Here is a 20,950-nt window from a genome sequence, read left to right as displayed (position 1 = left end):
GAGGAGCTCCGGCTCGCAGGATCGCGAGCCGGAGGTCGTCCGGCGCCTCAGTCGGCCGTGGCCGCCGCGGCGACCAGCGCCGTGTCGACGAACTGCTCGAAGCGCACGATGAGCCCGCCGCGCACCACGAAGTGGTGGGCCACCCGGGCGTCGAGCGCCTTGCCGGTGCTGCGGTGCGTCGCGGTGTAGCGCGCGAGCACGACGACGTTCTCGCCCTCGACGACGTAGTGGTCGTCGTGGGCGGCCCAGCCCTCCCAGTCGCGGCCCAGGATCTCCATCACGTTCGACGTGACTCCCTCGGGCGTGCGGTAGGTGCCCGCGAGCGGGAAGCCCGCCATCTCGGTCCACTCGACGTCGGGGGCCATCGTGGCCCGCAGCGCGTCGAGGTCTCCGGCGGCGGAGGCGAGGTACTGGCGGCGGACGACGTCGCGCGGTGCGGTGCTCGCGGTGTCTGCGGTGCTCACGGTCTCGGCGGTGCTCTCGTTCAGCCCCATGTCATCTCTCCCTTGGCGACCTTCGGCCCGATCTGGGCTGCGATCATCATCCCCGCGTCGGGATGCTTCGCGGCGAGCAGCGCGGTGGCGGCGGCACCGTCCGCCGCCTCGGCGAGCACGTCCTCGAACTCCACGAGGTAGTCGCGGGTGTACTGCAGGGCGCTCGCGTCGGTCGCGGTGCCGGGCAGGCGGTGGCCCGGGACGACGAGGGCGGGCTCGAGGGCGAGCATCTCGTCGAGCAGGTCGACCCAGGCCGAGCGCTGCTCGGGGGTCGCGGTGTCGGCGGTCCAGACGTGCTCCTGCTGGAACACGAGCACGCCGCCGAGGATCGCGCGCTGCGCGGGGTGCCAGAGGTAGTGGCGGTCGGGCAGGATCCCGGAGCCGCCGCGCAGCTCGAGCGCCTCGCCGTCGACCTCGATCGTGTCGGAGGCGAGCGGCGAGATCTCGACGAGGCGCGTCGGCAGGTTCGCGCCGAGCGCGGCCCACGCCTTGAGCTTGCCCTCGAACGAGGCGTGGATGTGCCCGATGACGATCGGAGTGGCGACGATCGCCGCCTCCGGGAACGCGTCGGCGACGACCTCGAGGCCGAAGTAGAAGTCGGGGTCGGCGTGGCTGACGAACACGGTGGTCAGGGTCCTGCCGGAGTCGAGGATCGCCGCGACGAGGCGGTGTCCGTCGGCGCGGGTGAAGCCGGCATCGACGAGGACGGCCTCAGTCGGGCCGGTCACGAGGACGGCGGACTTGTTCGGGGATCCGACCGGGAAGTCGAGATCGAAGACGTCGAAGGAGAGGGTCATGCTGAGCGGTCGCTTTCTCGGGATGCCGGCGGCGGTCGCCGTGCACCCGAGACAACTTAGCTGCGCAGTCAGCTATTCCCGACGACGGTGAACGCGATCACGGCATGACGGGGAGCGCCCGCGCCGCGCCCTTGCTGAGCGCCTCGACGGCGGCCGCGAACGACTCCCGGTGCTCCGCGGGCAGCACGGCGAGCATCGTCCGCTCGATATTGGCGGCATGGACCGCACTGGCCCGCAGCAGCATCCGCTCCCCCTCCTCGGTGAGCTCGACGAGCTGCACGCGAGCGTCGTCGGAAGAGGGCCGGCGCTCGACGAGCCCGCGCTGCACGCCGCGCTGCACCAGCCGCGTCGCGCCGCCGGAGGTGAGCACCCGCGCCTGCGCGATGTCGCGGACCGCGATGCCGCCGTCGCCCGCCCGACCGACCACGACGAGCAGCTCGAACAGCGTGTGGTCGAGCCCCGTCTCCTCCTCGAGCGCCCTGGCGAGGAGGTGCTCCCAGCCGTTCGCGGCGCCGAGGAGTCGGCCGAAGACGAGGATCCGCGGGTCGCCCACGGCCGCGCGCACGCTGGGCATGGCCGGTTCTGAGCTCATGCGCTCACCCTAGACACCGCTGGAGCGGCGCTCACCCCCCGTTCGACTGCGGGATCCCCTCGCCGAGCGCCTCGAAGCGGTAGACGAAGCCGCCGTCCGCACCGCTGATCGTCGCGTAGGCGTCGGTCCCGCCCGGCTCGATCGCGACGTTGGTGGCCGAGGCGAGCCCGGTCGCCTCTCCCTCCGGGACCGTGACCGTGGTGAGGAGCGCGCCCTCAGTGTCGTAGACGAGGATCTCGGGCCGGTTGTGCAGTCCGACGTAGAGGCGCCCGTCGGCGTCGACCGCGATCGAGTCGACCTGCCCGATGCCGGCGGAGGCGACGATCGCGGGGTGCGCGGTCGCGACCTCGGTCCCCTCCGGTGAGAGCGTGAGCCTGTCGATGCGGTTGCCGGTGTTGAGGCTCACCCAGAGTGCGTCGTAGTCGGGCGAGAAGCCGACGCCGTTGGGCGAGGGCAGATCGGAGGCGAGCACGGTCGCCTCCGCGGTCGCCGGGTCGATGCGCACGACGCGTCCGCTCGCCTCCCAGTACGGCGCGGTCGCCCCGGCCGCATCGGTGACGTAGAGCGCTCCGTCTGGTCCGAACGCGATGTCGTCCGGCTGCATCGGCACCCCGTCGACCGGCCCGGAGAAGACCTCGCGCACGTCGGTGCCGTCGGTGGTCATGCTGCGGATCGCGCCGCCGACGAAGTCGGTCACGTACAGGCGCCCGTCGGCCGGTCCGAACTGAGCGGAGGTCAGGACGGCGGCGTCATCGGTGTGGACCGTCTCAACGCTGTCGTCCTCGAGGTCGACGCGGAGCACCTTCCCGGCACCGGGCGGGGCCACCACGTCGACGACGTACAGGCTCCCGTCGGGCCCGAAGACGGGACCCTCGAGCAGGGTCATCCCCGTCGCCTCGTGGACCTCGGAGACCTGCAGCACTCGCTCGGCCGTGATCTCGCCGCCCGTCGCCGCCGATCCGTCCGGGGCGGCGTCGTCGGGGGCGGCGGCGGTGCAGCCGGCGAGCGCGAGCACCGCCGGCACCGCGAGCAGGCGCGCGTTCCTCATCGGGCCGCCTCGACGTCGGCGCCGACCAGCACGTCGCCCATGCCGCCGTCGCGCCACTCGCGCAGGAGGCGGTGGAAGGCGATCGGCCCCGGGCTGTAGGAGGCTCCTCCGATCGAGCGGGTGCCCTCGCCGTTGTAGTAGCCGGGCGTGCACTCGGCCTGGAACGCCCGCGTGTCGGCGGCGGTCTCGTGGACGGTGCGGACCCACGCCTCCTCCGCCTCGGCGCTCGGCTCCAGGTAGCGGGCACCGACCTCGCGGCCCCGCGCGATGACGGCGGCGATGTGCTCGGCCTGCTCGAGCAGGATGTGCGCGAAGTTCACCGAGTTGGCGTTCTGGATGCCGCTGAGGTGGAACAGGTTCGGGAAGCCGTGCGACGAGAAGCCGTGCAGGGTGCGCGGGCCGCGGGCCCATGCCTCCAGGAGGGTGCGGCCGTTGAGGCCGGTCACGGGCAGCGTGCCCGACACGACGCCCGAGACGCCGACCTCGAAGCCGGTCGCGAAGATCAGGCAGTCGACCTCGTACTCGGCGTCGCCGACGACGACGCTCGTCTCGGTCACCCGGGTGATCCCGCCGGCATCGGCCGTGTCGACGAGGGTGACGTTGGGGCGGTTGAAGGTGGGCAGGTAGGTGTCGCTGAAGCCCGGGCGCTTGCACATGTAGCGGTACCAGGGCTTGAGCGCCTCGGCCGTCGCGGGGTCGTCGACCACCTGGTCGATCCGGGCACGGAGGCGGTTCATCGTCGCGAGGTCGTCGAGCTCGTCGCGCCGCTCGCGCTCCTCGGGAGTGAGCGTCCCGTCGACCGCGCCGGAGAGGATCTGCCGCTGCAGCGCGGTCGTCGCGGTCCAGCCGTCCTGGACGAGGCTCTCCCCGACGGGCTCGCCGGCGAGCACCGCGAGGAAGTTCTCCATCCGCTCGCGCTGCCAGCCGGGCTCGAGCGATGCCGCCCACTCCGGGTCGGTCGGCCGGTTGTCGCGGACGTCGACCGTCGACGGCGTGCGCTGGAAGACGATCAGCTCGCGCGCGTCGGCGCCGACGTGCGGCACGACCTGGAGGCCGGTCGCGCCGGTGCCGACCACGGCGACCCGCTTGTCGGCGAGGCCCGTGAGGCCGCCGTCGGCCGAGCCTCCGGTGTAGCCGTAGTCCCAGCGGCTGGTGTGGAAGGTGTGGCCGCGGAAGGTCTCGATGCCGGGGATGCCGGGGAGCTTCGCCTGGGTCATCGTGCCGGAGGAGGTGACGACGAAGCGCGCGCGGAACCGGTCGCCGCGGTCGGTGCCGACGATCCACTCGTCCGCCTCCTCGTCCCAGTCGAGCGAGGTCGCGCGGGTCTGGAAGAGTGCGTCGCGGTACAGCCCGTAGTGCTCGGCGATCGCGACGGCGTGCCGGCGGATCTCGTCGCCCGGGGCGTAGCGCTCGGTGGGCATGGTGCCGACCTCTTCGAGCAGCGGCATGTAGACGTACGACTCGATGTCGCAGCGCACCCCCGGGTAGCGGTTCCAGTACCAGGTGCCGCCGACGTCGCCCGCCTCGTCCATCAGGCGGATCGACTCGACGCCCGACTCGCGGAGGCGCGCGGCCGTGAGCAGCCCGCCGAAGCCGGCTCCGATCACGAGAGCCTCGACGCGGTCGGCGACGGGCTCGCGCTCGACGCGCTCGGTGTACGGGTCCTTCGCGTAGTAGCCGAACTCCCCCGCGGCGCGGCGGTACTGCGTCGCGCCGTCGGGGCGGAGGCGGCGGTCGCGCTCGCGGCGGTACCTCTCGCGAGCGGCGTCGAGGTCGAGCGTGTCGGTGGTGCCGGCGGTCATCGTGTCTCGCTTTCGTCGCGCCGCGCGGCGCATCGACCGCGGGAGACCGGGCCTTCGGCGGGGAGCGACTGCTCCCGGCCTGACGCGCCGACACGGCTCCGGATCGGGTGATGTCTTAAAAGGTTAGCCTCGAGCTAACCATTTGTGCTGGGCGTCGGCTGGGACCTACGGTGAGCGCATGCCCTCCGACGACAGCCGCGCCCGAACGACGGCCGACATCGAGGCGCTGTCGATCGCGATCACCGTCCGCTCCATCCCGCGGGTGCTCGAGCCGCTGCTGACGACGGACCTCACGATCCAGCAGCTCAAGGCGCTCAGCGTCGTGGTGACGACGGAGGAGGGGGCGACCGGCGCCGGACTCGCCGACCGCTTCGGTGTCTCGATGCCCTCGATGTCGAAGCTCGTCGACCGGCTCGCGGCAGCCGAGCTCGTCACCCGGTCGGGCGACCCGGTCGACCACCGCGTGCGGCGGATCCACGCGACCTCCCTCGGGCGGGCGGTCGTCCGCGAGCTGATGGCCGCGCGCCCGGAGCTCGGCGAGGACGTGCTGTCACGGCTGAGCGAGGACGAGCTCGAGGCCCTCGCGACCGGGCTCCGGGCGATCAGCCGCGAGCTGCGCGCGCCGCGTCCCTGACGCGGACCCCCGGGCTCGGGCGGCCGCCGTGCGGCGCACCTCCGGCTCGCAGAACCCGGTTCGGCTCGCAGAATCCGCCGGATCTCACGAGCCGAACGCGATTCCGCGAGCCGGAGGTCGCCCGGGCGCGGGCTACTGCACCGACCAGCCGCCGTCCGAGGCGAGGACGATCCCGTTCACGTTCGCGGAGTCGTCGCTGAGCAGCCAGGTGATCGAGGCCGCCATCGTGTCGGCCGAGACCACCGGCGGGATCAGCTTCATGAACGGCGTCAGGCGCTCGCGCGCCGACTCCGCCATCGACCCCTCGATCGCGGTGGCCGTCGGGCCGGGGGCGACGGCGTTCGTGCGGATTCCGGCGGGACCGTAGAAGAACGCCGCCGACTTCGTGATGCCCACCACCGCGTGCTTCGAGGCCGTGTAGGCCGTGCCGGCCGCGTTGCCGCGTAGCGACGCCTCCGACGCGATGTTCACCACCGAGCCGCGGCCCTGCGCCAGCATCACCGGCAGCACCGCGCGGCTCAGCGCGAACGTGCCGTCGACGTTCACCGAGAACACCCGGCGCCACAGGGCGTCCTCCGTCTCGTGCAGCGGAGTCATCCCGTCCATGATCCCCGCGATGTTCGCGAGGCCGTCGATCCGCTCGCCCGCCGCGGCGACGATCGCCGCGACTCCGTCGGCCGAGGTGATGTCGGCGGTCACGGTCACGACCGAGCCCTCGGGAGACGCGGCCGCCAGCTCGTCGATGCCCTTCGGCACGACGTCGACCGCGACCACCCGCGCGCCCTCGCGGACGAGTCGGCGCGCGGTCGCCCGGCCGATGCCCGAGCCCGCGCCGGTGACGACCACCGTGCGCCCGGCGAAGCGGGACGACTCCGACGCCGACTCCTCCGCCTCCTCCTCCGGGATCACGCCGCCGTTCGCCTGGCGGACGAGCGTGTCGACGAGCTCCTGGGGGAAGCGTCCGCCGCCGAGCTCGACGAGCGTCTGCAGGCTGAGGCCCGCCGCGGGCTTCAGGTCGTCGGCCGACTGGCCGCCCTGGGCGAGGATGCCGCGGAGGATCGGGCCGCCGACCGCGTCGTCGAGCCATTCCTGGACGGTGTTCTTCGAAGTGAGCACGGGCTTCTCCTTGTGAGTGGTGATCGGATGCGGGAGGTGGTCAGGTCGTGGGGAGCAGGGCGAGCACGTCCTCCGTGCTGCCGGTCTCGCCGAGGACCGGCAGCACGCGGCTGACGCTGCCCTCGTGCGAGGCGGCCTGCAGGTCGGTGACGGCGTCGGTCGCGACGACCACCGAGTAGCCGAGGTCGTAGGCGGCGCGCGCGGTCGACTCGATGCCGAAGCTCGTGGTGAGGCCGGCGAGCACGATCTGGGTGACGCCGCGGGCGGCGAGCAGCTCGTGCAGACCCGTGCCGCCGAAGGCGCTCCAGGCGCTCTTCACGAGCACGAGGTCGTCGTCGGCGCGGCCGAGAGCGGGCAGCGGAGCGATCGCCTCGGGCGGGAGGACCGGCACCGCCCGTCCGCGGCCCACCTCGGTGCGCCCCGGGTTCGGGCGGCCGAGATCGGCCGTGACCAGGGCGACGGTGAGTCCGTGCGCGCGGAAGGCCGAGGCCAGCTCGGCCGCGCGCGCGACGACGTCGCCGATCGGGTGGACCAGCGGATTCGCGGCGGTCGCGGGCTGCAGATCGACGACGACCAGCGCGGTCACCGGATCGAGGGCGCTGATCGTCATCGCGGGCCGGGGCCGAAGGCGACGACGACCTTGTCGGCCGCGCCCGGCGTCGAGGCGGTGACGAAGGCCTGGTCGACCTCGGCGAAGTCGACGACATCGCTGACGATCACCGCGTACTTCTCCCAGTTCGCGACCAGATCCTCCGTCACCTCGAAGATCTCGGTGGGGTATCCCATCGCGAGCACGAGGGTCAGCTCGGAGCCGAGGATCGCGCCGAAGTCCACCTCGACGGGCGTCTTGTGCACCGCCACGATGCCGACGGTCGCACCGTGCTTGGCGGCGCCGAGGATGGTCCGGACCACGATCGGGGCCCCCGCGGCGTCGAGGTAGACGTCGGTCGCGGGCTTGCGCTGCCCACGCCGCGCGGGCGCCTCGCCCTGCAGCGCGATGAGGCGCTCGACGACGTCCTCGCGGGAGGAGTCGACGACCGCGTCGGCGCCGACCATCAGCGCCTTCTCGAGGCGGGACGGGATCACGTCGACGACCGTGATGTGGCCGGCTCCGAGCGCGCGGTAGGCGAGCACCGCGCCCAGGCCGATGGGGCCGGCCCCGAAGACGACGACCGCGTCACCCGGCTCGGGCGCGGTGCGGTTCACCGCGTGGCGCGCGACGGCCATCGGCTCGTTGAGCGCCGCGACCTCGAAGGGCACGTGGTCGGGCACGATCTGCAGGCTCCGCCCGAGCACCGCGTCCTCGATCAGGAGGAACTCGGCCATGCCTCCGGTCGTGCCGCCGGAGCCGATGATGCCGGTGCGCGCCGCCATCGGGTTGATCACGACGCGGGCGCCGAGGGGGATGCCCTCGACGCCGGAGCCGACCGCGACGACCTCGCCCGCCGGCTCGTGGCCCAGCGGCGTGCGCCCCTCGAGGCCCGGCAGCCCGCCGAGGGAGATGTACAGCGCATCGGAGCCGCAGATGCCGCACGCGCGCACCCGCACCAGCACGTCGGCCGGTCCGGGTGTCGGGGTGTCGACCTCGACCGTCGTCGTCTCGCCGGGGGCCGTGACCATCGAGAGCTTCATCCGCCGCTCCTCCTCTTCGCAGGTGATCCAGGTGATCTGCGGCAAAGCTAGCCGATCGGCTAGCTTTCGACAATGCGCGTCTAGGATCTTCAGCGAACGAGGAGGAGCGATGGCCCGACCGGTCGGCAAGCGCGGCGAATCGCGGGCGCGCCTCCTGCAGACGGCACTGCGCCTCTTCGGCGAGCGCGGCGTCAACGGCACCTCGCTGCAGCTCATCGCGGACGAGCTCGGGGTCACCAAGGCGGCCGTCTACCACCAGTTCGCCTCGAAGGACGAGATCGTCCTGGCAGTCGTCGAGCCCGCCTTCACGCGCATGGCCGAGCTCGTCCGCGACGCCGATGCGGCGCCTCCCGAGCGCGCGTTCGACGTCACGCTCGAGGGGCTGGTCGCGCTCGCGGTCGACCACCGCGAGTTCGCCGCCGCCATCCAGCGCGACCCGGCCGTCGTGCAGCTCCTCTGGCGCGACCCCGCCTTCGTCGAGGCGACGACCGGCATCAACCGGCACCTCATCGGCCCCGACCCGTCGGAGGAGGCGCGCATCGCGCTCGCCGTCGCGGGCGGCGGCCTCATGATCGCCGGCATGGACCCCTCGCTCCGCTCGGCCGACCGCGACGTCCTGGCGCGCGTCCTCCTCGAGTCGGCGCGCACCGTGCTGACGCCCTACCGCGCGGCGGCGCCCACCGACCACGTGGGCGGCCCTGCGGCAGGGACTCCGGCCGCAGCGAGCCCGCTGGTCGAGCAGCCCCGCAGGGGCGTATCGAGACCCACCGACTTCAGCAGATGAGGCGTCTGCCCTCGCCTTCTGACGGACGTGGATCTCGATACGCCCGCTGCGCGGGCTACTCGATCAGCATGGGGGGCGCACCATCCCTGAAGTCACGTCGCCTCAGAGCGGTGAGGGAGAAGTCGGCGCCAGCATGCTGGTCGAGCAGCCCCGCAGGGGCGTATCGAGACCCACCGACTTCAGCAGATGAGGCGTCTGCCCTCGCCTCCTGACGGACGTGGATCTCGATACGCCCGCTCCGCGGGCTACTCGATCAGCATGGGGGGCGCACCATCCCTGAAGTCACGTCGCCTCAGAGCGGTGAGGGAGAAGTCGGCGCCAGCATGCTGGTCGAGCAGCCCCGCAGGGGCGTATCGAGACCCACCGACTTCAGCAGATGAGGCGTCTGCCCTCGCCTCCTGACGGACGTGGATCTCGATACGCCCGCTCCGCGGGCTACTCGATCAGCATGGGGGGGGACGCCCGTCGGGCAGTACGAGGGGCCGGCGCGGGATAATCGGCGCACATCCCCCACCCCACTGAGGACGGTGCCCATGACCTGGCGCATGCCCGCGGAGACCGCTCCGCACGACCGCACCTGGATGACGTTCCCGGTCGCCGGCCCCTCCCTCGGCGACACCGCCGCCGAGCGCGAGGAGTGCTACGCCGCCTGGACCGCCGTCGCCCGTGCCGTGGCCGAGTTCGAGCCGGTCGCGATGGTCGTCGACCCGACCGAGACCGAGCGGGCGCGGCGGATGCTCGGCTCGACGGCCGAGCTGCTCGAGACCCTTGTCGACGAGTTCTGGATGCGCGACTTCGGCCCGACCTTCGTCGTCGACGACGAGCGGCCGGGCGTCCTCGGCGCCGTCGACTGGACCTTCAACGGCTGGGGCGACCCGGGCTGGTCCGAGTGGCGCAGGTCGGCCGAGATCGCGCGGTTCGCGAGCGCCGTCGCGGGCAGCGAGCTGGTCAGCTCGACGATGGTCAACGAGGGCGGCGGGATCCACGTCGACGGCGAGGGCACCGTGCTCCTGACCGAGACGGTGCAGCTCGACCCGCGCCGGAACCCGTACCTCGACCGCGCCCGCGTCGAGGCCGAGCTCGAGCGGACGATCGGCGCGACCCGCGCGGTCTGGCTCCCCCGCGGCCTCACCCGCGACTACGACGACTTCGGCACCAACGGCCACGTCGACATCGTCGCGACGATCCCGTCGCCCGGTCGCCTCCTCCTGCACCGGCAGGACGACCCCGCGCACCCCGACCACGCCGTGATGCGCGAGATCCGGGCGGGCCTCGAGGCGCAGACCGACGCCGCGGGGCGCGCCTTCGAGATCGTCGACGTGCCGGCGCCCGAGACGCTCCGCGACGCAGAGGGCTTCGTCGACTGGAGCTACCTCAACCACCTCGTCGTCAACGGCGGCGTCATCGCCTGCTCGTTCGGCGAGCAGCGCGCCGACGCGGCGGCGCAGGAGATCCTCGCCGAGGCGTACCCGGGGCGGAGGGTGATCGGGGTCGACGCGCGGGCGATCTTCGCGCGCGGCGGAGGCGTGCACTGCATCACCCAGCAGCAGCCGAGCGTCGGGGCGGCCGCGTGATCGACGTCGTCGAGGCCTCGATCGACGACCTCGCCGCCGCCCTCGAGAGCGGAGCGACGACCGCCGTCGAGCTGGTCACCGCCTACCTCGCGCGGATCGACGCCTACGACGCGCCGGGCACCGCCACCGCGCTGAACTCCGTCGTGGTCCGCGACCCGCGCGCGCTCGAGGAGGCCGCCGCCTCCGATGCCCGCCGCGCCGCCGGCGCCCCTCGCGGCCCCCTCGACGGCATCCCGTACACCGCGAAGGACAGCTACCTCGTCGAGGGCCTCACCGCCGCCGCCGGGAGCCCGGCCTTCGCTGAGCTGGTCGCCCAGCGCGACGCGTTCAGCATCGAGCGCCTGCGCGCGGCCGGCGCTATCTGCCTGGGGCTGACGAACATGCCTCCGATGGCCAACGGCGGGATGCAGCGCGGGCTCTACGGCCGCGCCGAGAGCCCGTACAGCGCCGAGTTCCTGGCGGCGCCGTTCGCCTCGGGCTCGTCGAACGGATCGGGCACGGCGACCGCCGCGAGCTTCGCCGCGTTCGGCCTCGGCGAGGAGACCTGGTCGAGCGGCCGCGGCCCCGCCTCGAACGGCGGTCTCTGCGCCTACACGCCCTCGCGCGGCGTGATCTCGACGCGCGGCAACTGGCCGCTGGTGCCGACGATGGACGTCGTGGTCCCGCACACCCGCACGATGGCCGACCTCTTGATCGTGCTCGACGCACTGGTCGCCGACGACGCGGAGAGCCGCGGCGACTTCTGGCGGGTGCAGCCGTGGGTCCGCCTGCCGCGGGCGTCGGAGGTGCGACCCGAGTCGTACCGCGCGCTCGCGGGGGCGTCGCTGAGGGGCCTGCGGCTGGGGGTGCCGCGGCTGTACCTCGGCACGGATCCGGAGGCGGGGACCGCGACGGAGCCGGGCATCGGGGGCCCGACCGGCCGCGCGATCACGCCGAGGGAGTCGGTGCTCGCGCTCTGGGAGGCGGCCCGCCGCGATCTCGAGGCGGCGGGGGCGACGGTCGTCGAGGTCGACTTCCCCGCGGTCTCGAACTACGAGGGCGACCGGCCGGGCGCACCGACGATCGCGACGCGCGGGCTCGTCTCTCCCGAGTACCTCCGCCGCGAGATCGTCGACCTGGCGGCGTGGGCGTGGGACGACTTCCTCGCGGCGAACGGCGACCCGCGGCTGAGCACTCTGGCCGACGTGGACGGAGCGAGGATCTTCCCGGCTCCGGAGGGTGCGCTGCCCGACAGGTACACGGGCTTCGAGGACGACATCGCCGACTACCCGGAGCACGTGCGGCGGCATCCGGTCGCGGCGATCACCGACATCCCGGAGCTGGCCGCAGGGCTGCGCGGGCTGGAGGAGACGCGTCGCGTCGACCTGGAGGAGTGGATGGCCGGACTCGGGCTGGACGCCGTCGTCTTCCCGGCGGTGGCGGACGTGGGCGCCGCCGACATGGACGTGGACGAGGCGTCGGCCGAGGCGGGCTGGCGGAACGGCGTGTGGGTCGCGAACGGCAACCTGCCGGTCCGGCATCTCGGCATCCCCACGGTCACCGTGCCGATGGGCCTCGCGGCCGACATCGGGATGCCCGTGGGGCTGACCTTCGCAGGCGCGGCCTACGACGACTCGCGCCTCCTGGCGATCGCGGCCGCCTTCGAGGCGACCGGCCGCCGCCGGGTCGAGCCGCCGCGCACCCCGCGCCTGCCGGACTGGTCCTCGCTGGTCGAGTAGCCCCGCAGGGGCGAATCGAGACCCACCACCGTCACAGGGGTGGCTCTGCACACCGCGTCTCCGGACGGTGGTGGATCTCGATACGCCGCGCTCCGCACGGCTACTCGATCAGCAGGGCGGGTGCTGGGTCACGGATGGCCCGGCAGCCCCCCGCTGCGATCAGCGGCGCGAGGCCGAGCGGCCAGCGAAGCGGGTGTAGATCAGCAGGACGATGATCGCTCCGATGATGGAGCCGATGATGCCGGCCGGCTGGAGGAAGCCGTCCATGGCGTCGCGCTGGAACAGCAGGAAGCCGAGGAAGCCGCCGACGAACGAGCCGATGATGCCGAGCACGATCGTCATGAGGATGCTGATGTTCTGGCGTCCGGGGACGATCAGACGGGCGAGCGCACCGGCGATGAGGCCGACGACGATGAGACTGATGATGAGACCGATCACGGTGGTCACCTTCCTGTAGCGCAGGGCTGACCTGCAGTTCTCGGCCCGACGGTTGCGGGGCCGATGACTACGGAACCACCCCCAGGGCGGCGCCGGTACACCCCTGGGGGTGTGGCTCCGCCGGCCGATTCTGGGGTAGCGTCCGACCATGCCCCGCACCGCGCCCCTCACCGTGGCGCTCGTGGACGACTACGACGTCGTCCTCACGGGCCTCGCGCACATGTTCGACCACTACCGCGATCGCATCCTCATCGCCGAGATCAACGCGAACACCTCGCTCTCGGACTCGATCGACATCGTGCTCTACGACTCGTTCGCGCAGCCGGAGTCGGATCACCACGAGCTCGCGGAGCTGGTGCGCAACGACCGCGCGAAGCACGTCGTCGTGTACACCTGGAACTTCCAGTCCGCGCTGATCGCGGACGCGCTCGAGCAGGGGGTGCACGGCTACCTCTCCAAGACCCTGCCCGCGCGGGAGCTCGTGGCGGCACTGGAACGCGTCGGCAGCGGCGAGATCGTCGTGAGCGACCCGCCCCGGCGCGCCGGCACCGCGCCCGGGCTCGACTGGCCCGGCCGCCACGAGGGGATCACCGACCGCGAGTCCGAGATCCTGGCGCTGATCACGCAGGGCAAGAGCAACGCCGAGGTCGCGTCGCTGACCTACCTCAGCCCCAACACGGTGAAGTCCTACATCCGCAGCGTCTACGGCAAGATCGGCGCGTCCAGTCGCACGCAGGCGGTGCTCTGGGGAGTCGACCACGGCTTCACGCCCGACCACCACCGCATCGACCACTGGCTCGGCGGGCCGTAGACCGCACGGCGCGGGTCAGTCGCCCCCGCCGCCTCCGCCGCCGCCGTCGCCCCCGGAGGAGTCGCCGCTCGAGCCGCTGTCGGAGGATCCCTGATCGTCGCCGCCGCGATCGTCCCGGCCGGTGCCCGACGACGATCCACCGTCGCCGGTCGCGGAGCCGGAGTCGCCGCGTCGACGCGGGGAGTCGGCGGTCGGCGCACCCGCGCGGGCGCGGAGGATCGCTGCGATGACGGATCCGACGATCGCGATGCCGACGACGATCGCCACGAGGATCGCGATCTGCTGGTCTTCCACGGCGGGCTCCCGTCTGCGTGAGCGGATTCTCAGCTCCACCGTACGGCGATCGCGCGCGATCCGCTGACCGCACCCCGCTACGGTGACCCCATGCCGAGACAGCCGACCATCCGCGATGTCGCGGTCAGGGCGGGCGTCTCGTACCAGACCGTCTCGCGCGTGCTCAACGACAGCCCGCAGCTGCGTCCGCGCACCCGGGAGCGGGTGCTCGCGGCGATCGACGACCTCGGCTTCCGCCCCAGCGCCGCCGCCCGCGCCCTCGCCACCAGCCGCTCCGGTCTGATCGGCATCCTCGCCGCCGAGAGCCACAGCTTCTACGGCACCGCCACCGCCATGGCCGCCATCGAGCAGGCCGCCCGCGACGCCGGCTACCGGGTCCCGGTGGTCAACGCCGCGCCGGATGCGGAGTCGCTGGCCGACGGTCTCGCCCACCTCCAGCGCGAGTCCGTCGAGGCGATCGTGGTCCTCGCCCCGCAGGAGCGGGCGCTCGAGGCGATCGACAGCCTCGCGATCGGAGTGCCGTTCGTCACCCTCGGCGCGTCCGGTCGCGGCGCCGATCCGCGCCTCCTGGTCGACCAGGCCGCCGGAGCCCGCCTCGCCACCGAGCACCTGCTCGCGCGGGGCCACACCCGCCTCGCGCACATCGCCGGGCCGCAGCACTGGGTCGAGGCGCACGCCCGCCTCGACGGCTTCACGACCCGGATGGCCGAGTCCGGCCTCGCCCCCGCCGCCGTGATCGCGGGCGACTGGAGCGCCGAGTCGGGCTACCGCGCCGGGCAGCGTCTCCTCGAGGAGGTGCCGGATCTGACCGCCGTCGTCGCCGGGAACGACCAGATGGCGCTCGGCCTGCTGCACGCGTGCGCCGACCGCGGCGTCCGTGTGCCGGAGGACCTCAGCGTGGTCGGCTTCGACGACGTGCCCGAGGCCGCGCACTACCAGCCGCCGCTGACGACGATCCGCCAGGACTTCGCCGAGGTCGGCCGCCGCACGATCGGCGTCGTGCTCGCCGAGCTGCGCGGCGAGACGGCCGCGGTCGACGAGCCGGTGCCGCCGGTGCTGGTGGAGCGCGCGTCGACGGCGGCGCGCAACATCGGCTGAGAAGGCTCCTCGCGCACCATCGCGCGCGACGAGCAGTCTCAGCTGATGTTGTGCGCCGCGATACCCCTCGCCTAGGCTGACCCGGGGCTTTGTGAACGGTCACATCGCCCGAGCGAGGAGCACCATGGACCAGCGACGGCCCGCCCCCGCCGAGGCGATCTCGAGCGGCGCGACAGCCCTCGGCATCGAGCTCGGCTCCACCCGGATCAAGGCGTGCCTCGTCGATGCCGCCGATCCGACGATCGTTCTCGCGGTCGGCAGCCACGAGTGGGAGAACCAGCTCGTCGACCGGCGCTGGACGTACTCGCTCGACGCCGTGCACGAGGGCCTGCAGGCCGCCTACGCCGACCTCGTCGCCGACGCGCAGAAGCGCCACGGCGCGACGCTCACCACCGTCGGCGCCCTCGGCGTCTCGGCGATGATGCACGGCTACCTCGCGTTCGACGCTGCGGGCGAGCTCCTCGTCCCGTTCCGCACCTGGCGCAACACCAGCACCGGCCCCGCCTCGGCCGAGCTGACCGAGCTGTTCGGCGCGAACATCCCGCTGCGCTGGTCGCTCGCGCACCTGCACCAGGCGGTCCTCGACTCCGAGCCGCACGTCGAGCGGATCGACTTCCTCACCACGCTCGCCGGCTACGTGCACTGGAAGCTGACGGGCGAGAAGGTCCTCGGAGTCGGCGACGCATCGGGCATGGTCCCGACCGACCCCGCGACCCGCGACTACGACGAGACCGTGCTCGAGCGCTACGACGCCCGCGTCGCCGGCGCCCTGCCGCCGCTGCGCGACCTGCTGCCCGCCGTGCTCCCCGCCGGCGCCCCCGCGGGCGAGCTCACCGCCGAGGGCGCGCTGCTGCTCGACCCGACCGGCGCCCTGCAGCCCGGCGCCCCGTTCTGCCCGCCCGAGGGCGACGCCGGCACCGGCATGGTCGCGACCAACTCCGTCGCCCCGCGCACCGGCAACGTCAGCGCGGGCACCAGCATCTTCGCGATGGTCGTGCTCGAGCGGCCCCTCGAGAGCGTGCACCACGAGCTCGACCTGGTCGCGACTCCGGCGGGCGACCTCGTCGCGATGGTGCACTGCAACAACGGCGCCAGCGAGCTCGCGACCTGGGTGGGCCTGTTCTCGCGGTTCGCCGCGGCCTCGGGCGGACCCTCCGACAGCGATGCCGTCTACGGCACCCTCTTCGCGGAGGCGCTCGAGGGCGACGCCGACGCCGGCGGCCTGCTCGCCTACAACCACCTCGCGGGCGAGCCGATCGCCGGCCTGGTGGAGGGCCGCCCGCTCGTCGTGCGCACCCCCGACTCGCGCCTCACCCTCGCGAACTTCATGCGCGCCCAGCTCTACGGCGTCTTCGGCACGCTCGCGCTCGGCATGCGCGTGCTCGCCGGCGAGGGCGTCGTCATCGACGAGATGTTCGCGCACGGCGGCATGTTCCGCACGGCCGGAGTCGCGCAGCGCTTCCTCGCCGGAGCGCTCGACGCGCCCGTGTCGGTCGCCGCGACCGCCTCCGAGGGCGGCCCGTGGGGCATGGCCGTGCTCGCCGCCTACCGCCTGACCGGCGGCGACCTCGCGCTCGACGTGTACCTGACCGACCGGGTCTTCGGCGCGGGCGAGTTCGAGACGGTCGCGCCGGACGCCACCGACGTCGCCGGATTCACCGCCTACCTCGAGCGCTACCGCGCCGGCCTCGCCGTCGAGCAGACGGCCGTCGACACCCTCACCACGCAAGGAGAAACCGCATGACTTTCGATCCCGCGACCGAGGAGGCGATCGCCCGCGTCCGCGAGGACGTCGCCCGCCTCCACGCCGAGCTGGTCCGCTACGGCCTCGTCATCTGGACGGGCGGCAACATCTCGGGGCGCGTTCCCGGCGCCGACCTGTTCGTGATCAAGCCGAGCGGCGTCTCGTACGACGACCTCGCTCCCGAGAACATGATCCTCTGCGACCTCGACGGAGTCGTCGTCCCGGGCAGCCTCGGCAGCGAGCGCGGACCGTCGAGCGACACCGCGGCGCACGCCTACGTGTACCGGCAGATGCCCGAGGTCGGCGGAGTCGTGCACACGCACTCCACCTACGCGACCGCCTGGGCGGCCCGCGCCGAGGCGATCCCCTGCGTCATCACCGCGATGGCCGACGAGTTCGGCGGCGAGATCCCCATCGGTCCGTTCGCCATCATCGGCGACGACTCGATCGGCCGCGGCATCGTCGCGACGCTGACCGGGCACCGCTCGCGCGCGGTCCTGATGCAGAACCACGGAGTCTTCACCATCGGCAAGGACGCGAAGGACGCCGTCAAGGCGGCCGTCATGGCCGAGGACGTCGCCCGCACCGTGCACCTCGCGCGCCAGGGCGGCGAGGTCGTCCCCATCCCGCAGGAGTCGATCGACGCCCTGTTCGACCGCTACCAGAACGTCTACGGACAGAACCCCACCGGAGCACTCTCATGAGCCGAAGCCCGATTTTCAAGAGCATCGTCCCCGACCTCGCGACCCGCACCGTCTGGTTCCTCACCGGCAGCCAGGACCTCTACGGCGAGGACACCCTCCGCCAGGTCGCCGAGCAGTCGCAGGCCGTCGTCGAGCAGCTGAACGAGTCGTCGTCGATCCCCGTCACCATCGAGTGGAAGCCGGTGCTGAAGAGCTCCGACGCGATCCGCCGCACGATGATCGAGGCCAACTCCGACGACTCCGTCGTGGGCGTCATCACCTGGATGCACACCTTCAGCCCCTCGAAGATGTGGATCCACGGCTTCGACGCGCTCGCCAAGCCGCTGCTGCACTTCCACACCCAGGCGAACGTCGCCCTGCCGTGGCAGGACATCGACTTCGACTTCATGAACCTCAACCAGGCCGCGCACGGCGACCGCGAGCACGGCTACATCCTCAGCCGGATGAGCGTGCCGCGGAAGACCGTCGTCGGCCACGCCAGCGACCCCAAGGTGACCGCGAGCATCGGAGTCTGGTCGCGCGCGGCCGCCGGCTGGTCGGCCTCGCAGGGCATGAAGGTCGCCCGCTTCGGCGACAACATGCGCAACGTCGCCGTCACCGAGGGCGACAAGACAGAGGCCGAGATCCGTCTCGGCGTCAGCGTCAACACCTGGGGCGTGAACGAGCTCGTCGAGCGCGTCGACGCCGCGACCTCCGAGCAGATCGACGCCCTCGTCGCCGAGTACGTCGAGAGCTACGACGTCGTGCCCGAGCTGCTCCCCGGCGGCGAGCGCCACGAGTCGCTCCGCTACGGTGCGGCGATCGAGATCGGCCTGCGCTCGTTCCTCGAGGAGGGCGGCTTCGAGGCGTTCACCGACAGCTTCGAGGACCTCGGCGGCCTCCGCCAGCTCCCCGGCCTCGCCGTGCAGCGCCTGATGGCCGACGGCTACGGCTTCGGCGGCGAGGGCGACTGGAAGACCGCCGTCCTCATCCGCATCGCCGCCGTGATGGGCGCCGGCCTCCCCGGCGGCACCAGCCTGATGGAGGACTACACCTACGACATGACGCCCGGCGAGGAGCTCATCCTCGGCGCGCACATGCTCGAGGTGTCGCCGTCGCTGTCGTCGGAGCGCGCCACGCTCGAGATCCACCCGCTGGGCATCGGCGGCCGCGAGGACCCGGTGCGCCTGGTCTTCACCGCCGACGCGGGCGACGCGGTCGTCGTCGCCCTGAGCGACGTGCGCGAGCGCTTCCGCCTGGTCGCCAACACGGTGACGACGGTCGTGCCGCCGCAGACGCTGCCGCACCTCCCGGTCGGCCGCGCCGTCTGGCAGCCGGCTCCCGACTTCGGCACCAGCGCCGCCGCGTGGATCACCGCGGGCGCCGCGCACCACACGGTGATGACCACGCAGATCGGCCTGGAGGCGTGGGAGGACTTCGCCCGCATCGCCGGCGTCGAGCTGCTCGTCATCGACGAGTCGACGACGCTGCGCGGCTTCGAGGCCGACATCCGCTCGAACGCGGCGTACTATCGCCTGGCGCAGGGCCTGTAGGCGCCGTGACGGTCTGCACCCGACGAGGGCTGCAGGCCGTCACGGCCCCACTGCAGTCGCTCGAAGCAGCGCGCCGCGATCCGCGCCAGCGGTGTGGAGCCGCCGTTCGACGAGTACCGTTGACGTAATCGTTCAGCCCGCCCGGATCAACCGGTGCGGGCTGGATTTCTTTCCGGGGGCGCGGCGGGAGAACCCGTGGCAGCGTCACTCAAGGCGTACACGACGATCGATCAGCAGATCCGGATCCTCGTCCGTCGCGGAATGCTCATCGATGTCGACGCCGAACGCTGGCTCCGATCGGTCACCTACTACCGGCTGAGCGGCTACCTGTTCAGCTACCGACGAACGGATCCCGTCGGCGGACGACAGCAGCGCTCCGATTCCTTCGTTCCCGGAACACCGCTCTCACAGGTCGTCGCTCTCTACGAGTTCGATCGCATTCTGCGCGCTCGGGTCCACGACGGTCTCGGCATGGTCGAGGTGGCGGTTCGACGAGGGCTGGCTGATGCGCTGGGCAGGGAAGGACCCGTGGCGTATCAGGACCCGAGTCGTTTCAGGACCGGCTTCGATCACGGAGCGTGGCTCGAGCGGGCGAACCGGCGCGTCGACCGAGTCGCCCGACGGTCGGACTCGATCAGGCACCATCTCGAGAAGTACGGTGGTGACGTGCCCCTCTGGGTGCTGGTCGACGTACTCGACTTCGCCGACCTGTCGCTGCTCTTCGCGGGGGCGCGAGCATCGGATCAATGGGCCGTCGCGGACGACCTCGGCCTGGTCGTCGACCTCGAAGCACTGAACGGCAATCAGAGGGCGAAGGCCGCCGGACGTCATCCGCTCGTCAACTGGCTCGAACAGCTGACGCTCGTGCGGAACATCTGCGCTCATCACGCGCGACTGTGGAATCGGACCGTGATCCCCGCCGGGACGGCAGCGATGCGGACAGTCCCCGGCCTCGAGTCCCTGCCTCACAGCCAGAGCGAGGGCGTGTTCGGCGCTCTCTGCGTCGTCGCGAGGGCTCGGCAGACGGTCTCCCCGGCTTCCGACTGGGCCCGCGGGATCTCGGTGCTCGTCGCCACCCACCTCGAGGCCACGGCAGGTCGGGCGGCGTCCGAGATGGGGTTCCCCTCGGGATGGCGGGGAGACCCGCTCTGGATGTCGCAGCACGACCAAGGGCGAAGGCCCGGATCCGTCGCATTCTCGGCGGTTCCGGGCCTTCGGCCTTACTCATGAGGCTCTCGGCCGGAAGACTCAGGCCTCCGTGTCGACCAGCGCGTCCAGCGTGGCGAGGTCCTCGGGCGAGATCGTGAAGTCGACGTCGGCGTTCTCGGCGATGCGCGAGGGCGTGGTCGACTTCGGCAGCGGCAGCACGTCCTTCTCGAGCAGGTAGCGGATGCACAGCTGCGCGACGGACTTGCCGTAGCCCGCGGCGATCCCCGCGATGTCGGAGTTCTCGAGCAGACCGCCGGTGGCCAGCGGCGAGTAGCCCTCGACGAGGATCCCGGCCTCGCGGCAGTACGCCGTCGTCTCGTCCTGGGTGTTGCCGACGAACCAGCGGATCTGGTTGGCGTGCGGCACGACGTCGGTCGCGTCGATCAGCGACTCGAGGTCGGCGACGGCGAAGTTCGAGACGCCGATCGCGCGCGAGCGCTTCGCCTCGTAGATCTCCTCCATCGCCGACCACGCGGCGATGTTGCCGTCGCGGTGGTCCGAGCCCATGTCCGACCAGGGCCACGGCGCGTGAATGAGGTAGAGGTCGACGTAGTCGAGCTCGAGCGCGGCCATCGTGGTCTCGAAGCTGGCCTTCGCGCCCTCGTAGTCCTTGACCTCGGCGGGCAGCTTGGTCGTGACGAAGACCTCGTCGCGGGGCACGCCGCTGTCGCGGAGGGCGCGGGCGACACTCGCCTCGTTGCCGTAGGCGCGGGCCGTGTCGAGGTGGCGGTAGCCGGCCTGGAGGGCCGTGGTCACCGCGTCGTAGGCGTCGGGTCCGTCCTCGATCTGCCAGGTGCCGAATCCGATCTTCGGGATCGTGACGCCGTTGGACAGGGTGAAGGTGTCGGTCAGTGCGGGCATGTCTCTCCTCGAGGCGTGGTCGCCGCGCGTCGTCACGCGGAAGCTACTGCCACGCTAGGGCGCCGCGC

At 72.3% G+C, this 20,950-nt stretch carries 21 protein-coding genes; 10 read left to right on the top strand and 11 right to left on the bottom strand.

The window, feature by feature from the left end:
- Positions 1–47: 47 nt before the first annotated feature.
- From GRS96_RS05380 to GRS96_RS05360, 5 genes are all read right to left on the bottom strand, one after another.
- Complete coding sequence (locus GRS96_RS05380; protein WP_159858208.1) at positions 48–494, bottom strand: nuclear transport factor 2 family protein; 447 nt, start codon at positions 492–494, stop codon at positions 48–50.
- Positions 485–1,291 carry an MBL fold metallo-hydrolase gene (locus GRS96_RS05375; RefSeq protein WP_159987929.1) on the bottom strand — a complete coding sequence of 269 codons (807 nt, stop codon included), beginning with the start codon at positions 1,289–1,291 and terminating at the stop codon, positions 485–487. The genes GRS96_RS05380 and GRS96_RS05375 overlap by 10 nt, the downstream gene beginning before the upstream one ends.
- A 97-nt stretch (positions 1,292–1,388) precedes the next feature.
- Positions 1,389–1,883: a MarR family winged helix-turn-helix transcriptional regulator gene (locus GRS96_RS05370; RefSeq protein ID WP_159987928.1), complete on the bottom strand. Its 495-nt coding sequence runs from the start codon at positions 1,881–1,883 to the stop codon at positions 1,389–1,391.
- A gap of 31 nt (positions 1,884–1,914) precedes the next feature.
- Positions 1,915–2,931, bottom strand: a complete 1,017-nt coding sequence (locus tag GRS96_RS05365; protein ID WP_159858202.1) for an SMP-30/gluconolactonase/LRE family protein — start codon at positions 2,929–2,931, stop codon at positions 1,915–1,917.
- On the bottom strand, positions 2,928–4,733 hold the full coding sequence (locus GRS96_RS05360) for a flavin-containing monooxygenase (RefSeq protein WP_159987927.1): 1,806 nt from the start codon (positions 4,731–4,733) through the stop codon (positions 2,928–2,930). Before GRS96_RS05360 ends, GRS96_RS05365 begins: the two co-directional genes overlap by 4 nt.
- Before the next feature lie 178 nt (positions 4,734–4,911).
- Here GRS96_RS05360 and GRS96_RS05355 point away from each other — a divergent pair, with 178 nt between their 5' ends.
- Positions 4,912–5,367, top strand: coding sequence for a MarR family winged helix-turn-helix transcriptional regulator (locus GRS96_RS05355; RefSeq protein WP_159987926.1), 456 nt, complete (start codon positions 4,912–4,914; stop codon positions 5,365–5,367).
- Between the two features lie 132 nt (positions 5,368–5,499).
- Here GRS96_RS05355 and GRS96_RS05350 read toward each other — a convergent pair whose 3' ends face one another.
- The 3 genes from GRS96_RS05350 to GRS96_RS05340 are packed head-to-tail and all read right to left on the bottom strand — an operon-like array spanning position 5,500 to position 8,115.
- Positions 5,500–6,483, bottom strand: a complete 984-nt coding sequence (locus tag GRS96_RS05350; protein WP_204162036.1) for an SDR family NAD(P)-dependent oxidoreductase — start codon at positions 6,481–6,483, stop codon at positions 5,500–5,502.
- A 40-nt stretch (positions 6,484–6,523) separates the two neighbouring features.
- Positions 6,524–7,093 carry a cysteine hydrolase gene (locus GRS96_RS05345; protein ID WP_159858196.1) on the bottom strand — a complete coding sequence of 190 codons (570 nt, stop codon included), beginning with the start codon at positions 7,091–7,093 and terminating at the stop codon, positions 6,524–6,526.
- Positions 7,090–8,115: a zinc-dependent alcohol dehydrogenase gene (locus GRS96_RS05340; RefSeq protein WP_159858194.1), complete on the bottom strand. Its 1,026-nt coding sequence runs from the start codon at positions 8,113–8,115 to the stop codon at positions 7,090–7,092. The genes GRS96_RS05345 and GRS96_RS05340 overlap by 4 nt, the downstream gene beginning before the upstream one ends.
- A 109-nt stretch (positions 8,116–8,224) precedes the next feature.
- Here GRS96_RS05340 and GRS96_RS05335 point away from each other — a divergent pair, with 109 nt between their 5' ends.
- The 3 genes from GRS96_RS05335 (at position 8,225) to GRS96_RS05325 (ending at position 12,191) form a co-directional block, all read left to right on the top strand.
- Positions 8,225–8,899, top strand: a complete 675-nt coding sequence (locus GRS96_RS05335) for a TetR/AcrR family transcriptional regulator (protein WP_159987925.1) — start codon at positions 8,225–8,227, stop codon at positions 8,897–8,899.
- Positions 8,900–9,432: 533 nt separating this feature from the next.
- Positions 9,433–10,473, top strand: a complete 1,041-nt coding sequence (locus GRS96_RS05330; RefSeq protein ID WP_159987924.1) for an agmatine deiminase family protein — start codon at positions 9,433–9,435, stop codon at positions 10,471–10,473.
- Complete coding sequence (locus tag GRS96_RS05325; RefSeq protein WP_159987923.1) at positions 10,470–12,191, top strand: amidase; 1,722 nt, start codon at positions 10,470–10,472, stop codon at positions 12,189–12,191. The genes GRS96_RS05330 and GRS96_RS05325 overlap by 4 nt, the downstream gene beginning before the upstream one ends.
- Positions 12,192–12,350: 159 nt before the next feature.
- On the opposite strand, the gene GRS96_RS05320 is transcribed toward GRS96_RS05325, so the two are convergent.
- On the bottom strand, positions 12,351–12,629 hold the full coding sequence (locus GRS96_RS05320) for a GlsB/YeaQ/YmgE family stress response membrane protein (RefSeq protein WP_159859791.1): 279 nt from the start codon (positions 12,627–12,629) through the stop codon (positions 12,351–12,353).
- Positions 12,630–12,777: 148 nt separating this feature from the next.
- Between GRS96_RS05320 and GRS96_RS05315 the strand changes: the two genes are divergently transcribed.
- A complete protein-coding gene (locus tag GRS96_RS05315; protein ID WP_159859788.1) occupies positions 12,778–13,440 on the top strand; it encodes a response regulator transcription factor in 663 nt (220 codons plus the stop codon).
- A gap of 15 nt (positions 13,441–13,455) precedes the next feature.
- Here GRS96_RS05315 and GRS96_RS05310 read toward each other — a convergent pair whose 3' ends face one another.
- On the bottom strand, positions 13,456–13,734 hold the full coding sequence (locus GRS96_RS05310) for a hypothetical protein (protein ID WP_159987922.1): 279 nt from the start codon (positions 13,732–13,734) through the stop codon (positions 13,456–13,458).
- A 90-nt stretch (positions 13,735–13,824) separates the two neighbouring features.
- On the opposite strand from GRS96_RS05310, the gene GRS96_RS05305 reads away from it, so the two are divergent.
- The 5 genes from GRS96_RS05305 (at position 13,825) to GRS96_RS20895 (ending at position 20,042) form a co-directional block, all read left to right on the top strand.
- Positions 13,825–14,832, top strand: coding sequence for a LacI family DNA-binding transcriptional regulator (locus GRS96_RS05305; protein WP_159859782.1), 1,008 nt, complete (start codon positions 13,825–13,827; stop codon positions 14,830–14,832).
- Between the two features lie 124 nt (positions 14,833–14,956).
- Complete coding sequence (locus GRS96_RS05300) at positions 14,957–16,576, top strand: xylulokinase (RefSeq protein WP_159987921.1); 1,620 nt, start codon at positions 14,957–14,959, stop codon at positions 16,574–16,576.
- Positions 16,573–17,280, top strand: coding sequence for an L-ribulose-5-phosphate 4-epimerase (locus GRS96_RS05295; protein ID WP_159859776.1), 708 nt, complete (start codon positions 16,573–16,575; stop codon positions 17,278–17,280). Before GRS96_RS05300 ends, GRS96_RS05295 begins: the two co-directional genes overlap by 4 nt.
- On the top strand, positions 17,277–18,812 hold the full coding sequence (gene araA, locus GRS96_RS05290; RefSeq protein ID WP_159987920.1) for an L-arabinose isomerase: 1,536 nt from the start codon (positions 17,277–17,279) through the stop codon (positions 18,810–18,812). Before GRS96_RS05295 ends, araA begins: the two co-directional genes overlap by 4 nt.
- A 261-nt stretch (positions 18,813–19,073) precedes the next feature.
- Entirely contained in the window at positions 19,074–20,042 is a 969-nt protein-coding gene (locus GRS96_RS20895; RefSeq protein ID WP_442966632.1) for an Abi family protein, read from the top strand.
- 18 nt (positions 20,043–20,060) lie between these two features.
- On the opposite strand, the gene GRS96_RS05280 is transcribed toward GRS96_RS20895, so the two are convergent.
- Positions 20,061–20,882, bottom strand: coding sequence for an aldo/keto reductase (locus tag GRS96_RS05280; protein WP_159859767.1), 822 nt, complete (start codon positions 20,880–20,882; stop codon positions 20,061–20,063).
- Positions 20,883–20,950: the final 68 nt, after the last annotated feature.

Source organism: Rathayibacter sp. VKM Ac-2803, from assembly GCF_009807175.1.
Taxonomy (GTDB): domain Bacteria; phylum Actinomycetota; class Actinomycetes; order Actinomycetales; family Microbacteriaceae; genus Rathayibacter.
Note: the sequence above shows the minus strand (reverse complement) of the source record. Positions and strands in the feature narration are given on the sequence as shown.